Here is a 6,030-nt window from a genome sequence, read left to right on the forward strand (position 1 = left end):
CTTGGGTATCAAGCCCTTCTTTAATCCTACCGAGGTCACCACCTGCCAATTTTGCTTCGGTCGGACCATCGGAGCAGCCTGTCAGCAAAACTAAAACAGACGTTATTGATGCCAAAAAACGTTTTTTCATGGATTCTTCCTTGTTTTCAGTTAACCACGGCGGCAACGGTTGAGATTGACGCCAATTTGGTTTGATTCCTCGATTAGAATTCTCATATCGAGACTCAGAGAGAGTAAGTTTTATCTTCAGAAAGTGGCCGCTCAGTAACCAGGTATAAGACGGTACTTTGACTTTCAGAGCCCAGCACTCCCACATCCATATGCTGTGAACTGACAGCAATAAAGTTTGGATACAGGTCGGTGTATCTTATTGGTTGCTTCTGGTAAGTGCGGTTGGTGATGAGAATTGCCGTCAGCGTGTAGCGAAGCGTTCGATATTGTTTGAGGGCTTTTAAATCAAACAGCGAAGCCGAGCGTCCCATGAACATCAGATCTAACTTAAGCGGCTTGCTGATGCTGGACTCCTGTACTGGCTTAGTCAGGTTTTTTAACCGAGTCGGCGCATATAAGTCGTGAGAAGCAAATTGAATTAACTCTTTGATCGACACTGATTCAGACTGAATGAACTGCGCATCTTTCACCGCTTGCTGCTTGGCATGCGCTTCCTTGGTGAGAATTTTTACCATATCCAAATCTGCAGCACTGTCGGATTTCACCGCAAACATGTCGATAAACATGAGTTCATTGGTAGATTCTAGTCGTATGGTGATGCGGGTTTTCGGAAACGGTGCCATCGGTTTCAAATACGCCACGCCAGCTGCGCTATTGATTTGCATTCGAGCACTAACTTTTTCGGGCAAGCCAATCATGATGTTGTCCGGAAACTCAATGATTCGCTCTTTGCCTACTTCGAGTCGAATAGAGAGGGGTTTCTTATCCCAAACAAGTATTTCGGTAGCGTGCCCGACCGTTGCCGTAAATAGCATCACCAATAAAAACCCCAATTTGGATAACCCATTCATCTTATAGCTCCTTGATGATTTTGGCCTGGCCAGCCAAACCTGTGATGATCATGCCGATTGGGTTTTGGTCGTAGTTGGTTTCAATCCTCTCAACAATTAAGGGATAGCGAACTTGGGCGTACTGCACCCGCTCATTTAAAAAGAAATCTTCCACGATGACGTCTAATAGCACTACCCAGCTGTTATTTTTGGATTGTACGATGACGCGCTTATCAAACTCGGACAACGTACCGGGGATCAACGTGAGCCGACGTTTTCGATTCAGTTCCCCTTTACCGTTCAGTTCGTTGTATTGGGCCGTTAGTTCACGAATAAAACGTTCACCAAAGTAAAATTGGTAGTTTTCGAGGTTCTCAAAGGCATCTTTCTGACCGCCGTTCATCCATGTGTTTAGCTCTATCCAGAGATACGCCGTATTGGTTAATACAGTTGCTTTGGGAACATCCCCAACGCCCATCACTGCGCCATTCGTTAAGTCAGGTGGCACATAAAACGTGATTTTGTCCGGCGCACGATACAACGCGATCAATGCCATGCCGAGCAATAGAGACAGCAGTCCAATCATCATGCGTAGCGATTGCACATGATTGGCGTTTTCCTGTAGTCGAGACACCATTTTCTGAGGCAGATGCAATTTCACTGTTTTCCCTTCTTCTTCTCTGGGCCAGTATGCCAGTAAGTGGTTTCCACGAAACCCATATTGAGTTTGATCCCGAAGATGCCTTGGGTTTGAATTTTCCGTTGTAAGTCGACCCAGAGCATGTAACTGGGTCGACCATTCTTTAGTAGGTACGCTTTTCGAGAAAAATGCGCGGTTAAGAGGGTGGCCATTAAGAAGCTGAACATTAATCCAAACGCAAAATGACCCAAAAATAAATGCGCGATAGGAATCGACGGGATCAGAAATCCAACCGCAAGCACGCCAAACGTCATCACCAACTCTTTGTGTGTGAATCCGCCCAGAGCGCACGCCTCATAATCCAGATTATCCAGCGTGACTGGTATGGTCCGTTCGTCCTCTGCCGACATTAGAATATGCTATCTGCTTGAGTAATCAGTACGATGCCAATCACCGCGGCGACCAGACCACCCAGACCTGTCTTGCCAAAATCCGTCCATTCGGCTTTCTTGTTTGTAATTTCATAGAACACTTTAATCAGACTGATGGCCACCACAATTAGAATGCACGCGCCGACTAGCTGGACCCCTAACGCGACCCCATCCTTAGCAGTTTCTTTGCCTAAACCGATGTAATCACCCTGAGTTGCAGCTTGGGAAGTCCTAGCCGTAGGTAAAGCAGCATAGACGTGCGACGTAAAGAAGCAAGCCAACGCCAGGGTCCATTTTTGAAAAGTTTTAATCATTTTTTCTTCCTATTGGTTCAATAAAATAATGAGAATAGTGAGGATGGCGAACAGCCTTAATAGGTAAAACATCCCCGCTTTGGCAGAAACTTGGCCCTCCACCAGTGTTGCTTCATAGATACCCAGGACTGCCCAACCAGAAAAAACCAACGCGACCGCCGACGTTAGTCCCTTGATCAAAAAAGCCAGATCAGAAAACGAACCACTACCCAGTATTTGGTCAAAAGAGGCCTGTAAGGATAGTGAGGGGTTCGGTGCCAGTACCTGGGCAACCGATTCAAAACTGAGCAGCAGTAAACCTGCCAAAAGTATGCCGCCAAATAACCGGCTCTTACTTGTCGTCATGAGTGGCCACCTTATCGGTTTCAATATTGATGTTGAGGCTCCGGTACTCTTCAAGCGGGGAAGCCAGATGATGTTTCAACTTATTGATGATCTCGTTTGATGCATGCAAGACCGCAGGATAATTGAGTGAAATCCTTGCCTTTGGATCTGCCGCGAGTTGAGCGTCAACCAATAGTGTCTGATTGAGCATTTCCATTTGCGTAATGTATCGCTCAAGTAGTTCGCGTTCTTCCCACACCCCGGCACTAGCTGTCGCCGGTAGCATGACCGCCAGCAGCAATAGTGTTTTTAACTTGCTCATTGGAAATCTTCTCCTCGTTCCTGAATATCAAGAACGAATAATTCTTAAAAGTTGACTCTAGCGCGTTGCCAAAAATGCGGTTGATTACTAGAAATACTTCTTATAATTCGCCAAAATGTTTCTCGCAAAAAACGCTGTGGCGACGGCACTGGGTAACAGTACAACCGTGGCCTGAAATGAATTGGGGATGGCCACATACAAAAACAGTGCAGTATAGGAGCTGGATTTGAATGCCAGAAACCACCACTCAATTTTGTCCTGTGAGTCCCGCTTTCCCTTGAAGGTGTTTATTTTTCGCTCAACACTCCCGTCGACAACGCCTCCGATGATGATCAATGCACAAGGCAATAACATCGCAATAATCGTCAACATTTTGGCCAGCCACGTAAACGTCGTGATCAACCAAATCGATACGAGTTCGGGAAACGCGGCTATCGCTTTTTGTGTGTAGTCCATCGCCTTAGCAACGTATGGATTGTTATGGCTGCGCTTGGAGAGATTGGCACTGAGAGCCCGGCTGTATACCGTAATCTTGTTGATAAATGCTTTTGTATCCAACTTTTCGAGCAACAATTTCTCAGTCATATTCATGACTTTTTGTTCATCAAACCAAGTGCCTGTTGTGCTGAATGACGCGATGGCCTGATAGCGTTGGTAGGATTGTTCTACCGGATTATCAACAAAAAAATACATACCGAACTCAATCAGCAAACAGATAAACCCCGCCAGAAAGGAAATGCTGAGCACTTTGGAAAGGATCTTTGCCGCCCAACTCAGAACCGGAATTTGGGTTGGGTTTTTCTTCTCAGCGGGCTTGCTCTCTTGTCGTACCTGTTGTTCTGCCATAATTTAGTTCACAAGAAATCGCTGAAGCATTTGTTCTGGCGTTAGGTACCCCTCAAACGGATAGCCATTGACAAAAAACATTGGCGTACCGCCTACGCCCAGGCCGATGGCACTCTGGTAATGCCTCTTCACCACTTCTGATAATTCAGTTTCTGGCATGTAGCCGCCACTGAACGCTCTTTGCAGTTCTTGGAAAGGTGTCTGTGATCGGCTAATAGTGCTCATTTGGCGCGCAGCCTGTGAGTCTAAACCGCCACGAGGAAAATACATCAGCTTGAGTGTGATTCCAGCATCGGTATAGCTTTGCATGTTTTCGTGGACTTTCTGGCACCAGCCACAGGACACATCCGTGAACATATAGACCACCAGCTTTTCATTCGGTGATTTAACCTCAATTTGGTCTGGTATCTGTTCAATAAACTGCTTGAAAAACAGTTTGTCGGCCATGTCCCACTGGCCATTATTGAGTACCAGTGGCTGTACCTTAGTAAAGAATACCCCTTTCTCCGCATCAAAGTAGATTGTGCCATGATCGGTCAACGCTGTTTTTAGCGTCAGATTTTCTAATCGGGCATTACTGTTGATGGCCTCAACTTTAAGATTGAGGTTCTGCAGATACTCGTATTCGGTTTTTGCCAGAACATTCATACTCAGCAACATTATGGCTGTCGCTAGGCCTTTAACTAAAATCGCACCAAGTCGCATAAGCTACCGCTCCTTCGTAATAAAATCTTGCGTTCCCGACTGAATCTTCGCCCAGCACGCGATAATAGACGCGCCAGCTACCACCTTGGTCAACGTACCAAGGCGCGAAACTGCGAATGTTGTAAGGAAGGTTGTTGCCATTTGAGCCACCAGATCCGGCCATGAAAACCTGAATATTGGCTTGGTAACCCGTTGGGCATGTAGGCTTGGAAACGACGATGCCACTACTGTTCGGAACAAACACAGATCCAAGCTTCATCAGTCCAGTTAAACCTGTTCGGTCATTCAAACCGGAATAGCTGATATCTCTCACGTTATCTAGGTAAAAGTTGCCGAAGTCCCAATCGCTAGTCATGGGCTCTGACCCATCCTTTTTAACCAGATTCTCCAAGCTCACTGCTGCACTAGGCCGTTTGAACGTCAGCGTCACATTCGCGCTGGCATCTTCTGTATAGTTTGGGTATTCGCTCAATTTCGTCCGTACTATGTTACGCAGTTTTATTGGCGTTAACCCCGCGAGAGAAAAGCTCAGCCGAAACGCAGGAAAATTATCAGCCGAGTCAGTGAAGCGCTGAATTTGAATTGTCTGGTCACTATTTGATGTCGTGACCCAAGGAAGTTTCTGTACATTGAGACACTGCCTTGCGGCTTCTTGGGCGGCTGAGCAATTGTCAATATACCCGCCACTCACTAGTGCTGATCCGCTGGCTGGATAAGCATTGATATTATTGGGTGCCACTCCAGTCTGAATGGAGTCCATGTATGCCCGTTGCATGGCATTGTGGATGAGTTCAAGCCGATCAGCGGCAACTTTGGCAATTTGCTCGTATTTGGCCACCTGCAGAAACCGTGCAATACCGATAGACACAATGATGATGGCAACTATCGCAAGTGCGGTACTGATCAAGGCATCGCCTCGCTGAGAGCGGCGGCTAGGAATGTATCTCACCTGCTTAACTCCGGCATAAATTACTGTCGAGATTTTGGATTACAACACTACTTCGACTGCTCTTAAGCGGCTTTTGCAGCGTCACGCTGTTGGCCGATTGCGCCGTCATATTGGCGATATTAGTCAGTCGGTTAGCATTGAAGCTCGGGAAAGATAAGACAATAGACATTGAATCCACTCGACCGGTAGCCCCGCTTGCTGAAAACGATAATGTTGCAGAGGAAGAATTGAACACATCGTTACTGCTGTATCGTGCATCCAATAATCCTTTGCTGATTAGGGCACCCGTTGTCGTTGATGGAGGAATGACTGTGTAGCATCCATTGGAGTTGGCAAAGTTGTGGTAATACGCAGCCATCCCAATGAACGTGTCCTGCGCAAAAGCCTCAACTTTGGTCGCAGTGCTGATTGCCACACTCCAACGGTAGATGCCCGGGACCAACGTTAACGAGACAATCAGCATCGCAACCATGGCTAAAGCCGTTGTGATTAGGGTTG

At 46.7% G+C, this 6,030-nt stretch carries 10 protein-coding genes; all 10 read right to left on the reverse strand.

All coding sequences use genetic code 11. The features are described 5' to 3' along the window. Nucleotides 1-224: 224 nt before the first annotated feature. Nucleotides 225-1,022 carry a TIGR03749 family integrating conjugative element protein gene (locus ACQY6F_RS17835; RefSeq protein WP_428776370.1) on the reverse strand — a complete coding sequence of 266 codons (798 nt, stop codon included), beginning with the start codon at nt 1,020-1,022 and terminating at the stop codon, nt 225-227. 1 nt (nt 1,023) lies between these two features. Then, nucleotides 1,024-1,662, reverse strand: a complete 639-nt coding sequence (locus ACQY6F_RS17840) for a DUF2895 family protein (protein WP_428776372.1) — start codon at nt 1,660-1,662, stop codon at nt 1,024-1,026. Next, nucleotides 1,659-2,051 carry a DUF3487 family protein gene (locus tag ACQY6F_RS17845; protein ID WP_428776374.1) on the reverse strand — a complete coding sequence of 131 codons (393 nt, stop codon included), beginning with the start codon at nt 2,049-2,051 and terminating at the stop codon, nt 1,659-1,661. Before ACQY6F_RS17845 ends, ACQY6F_RS17840 begins: the two co-directional genes overlap by 4 nt. After that, nucleotides 2,051-2,386 carry a TIGR03745 family integrating conjugative element membrane protein gene (locus ACQY6F_RS17850; protein WP_428776375.1) on the reverse strand — a complete coding sequence of 112 codons (336 nt, stop codon included), beginning with the start codon at nt 2,384-2,386 and terminating at the stop codon, nt 2,051-2,053. Before ACQY6F_RS17850 ends, ACQY6F_RS17845 begins: the two co-directional genes overlap by 1 nt. Nucleotides 2,387-2,395: 9 nt before the next feature. Beyond that, nucleotides 2,396-2,731, reverse strand: a complete 336-nt coding sequence (locus ACQY6F_RS17855; protein ID WP_428776377.1) for a hypothetical protein — start codon at nt 2,729-2,731, stop codon at nt 2,396-2,398. Then, nucleotides 2,718-3,032 carry an RAQPRD family integrative conjugative element protein gene (locus ACQY6F_RS17860; protein ID WP_428776379.1) on the reverse strand — a complete coding sequence of 105 codons (315 nt, stop codon included), beginning with the start codon at nt 3,030-3,032 and terminating at the stop codon, nt 2,718-2,720. The genes ACQY6F_RS17855 and ACQY6F_RS17860 overlap by 14 nt, the downstream gene beginning before the upstream one ends. Before the next feature lie 87 nt (nt 3,033-3,119). Beyond that, on the reverse strand, nt 3,120-3,878 hold the full coding sequence (locus tag ACQY6F_RS17865; RefSeq protein WP_428776381.1) for a DUF4400 domain-containing protein: 759 nt from the start codon (nt 3,876-3,878) through the stop codon (nt 3,120-3,122). Between the two features lie 3 nt (nt 3,879-3,881). Continuing rightward, nucleotides 3,882-4,583, reverse strand: a complete 702-nt coding sequence (locus ACQY6F_RS17870; protein ID WP_428776383.1) for a thioredoxin fold domain-containing protein — start codon at nt 4,581-4,583, stop codon at nt 3,882-3,884. After that, entirely contained in the window at nt 4,558-5,490 is a 933-nt protein-coding gene (locus tag ACQY6F_RS17875; RefSeq protein ID WP_428776385.1) for a hypothetical protein, read from the reverse strand. The genes ACQY6F_RS17870 and ACQY6F_RS17875 overlap by 26 nt, the downstream gene beginning before the upstream one ends. 46 nt (nt 5,491-5,536) lie before the next feature. Further along, a partial coding sequence (locus tag ACQY6F_RS17880) for a hypothetical protein (protein ID WP_428776387.1) occupies nt 5,537-6,030 on the reverse strand: 494 nt, incomplete at its 5' end.

It is taken from the genome of Vibrio sp. (genome assembly GCF_050299255.1).
Lineage (GTDB): Bacteria > Pseudomonadota > Gammaproteobacteria > Enterobacterales > Vibrionaceae > Vibrio.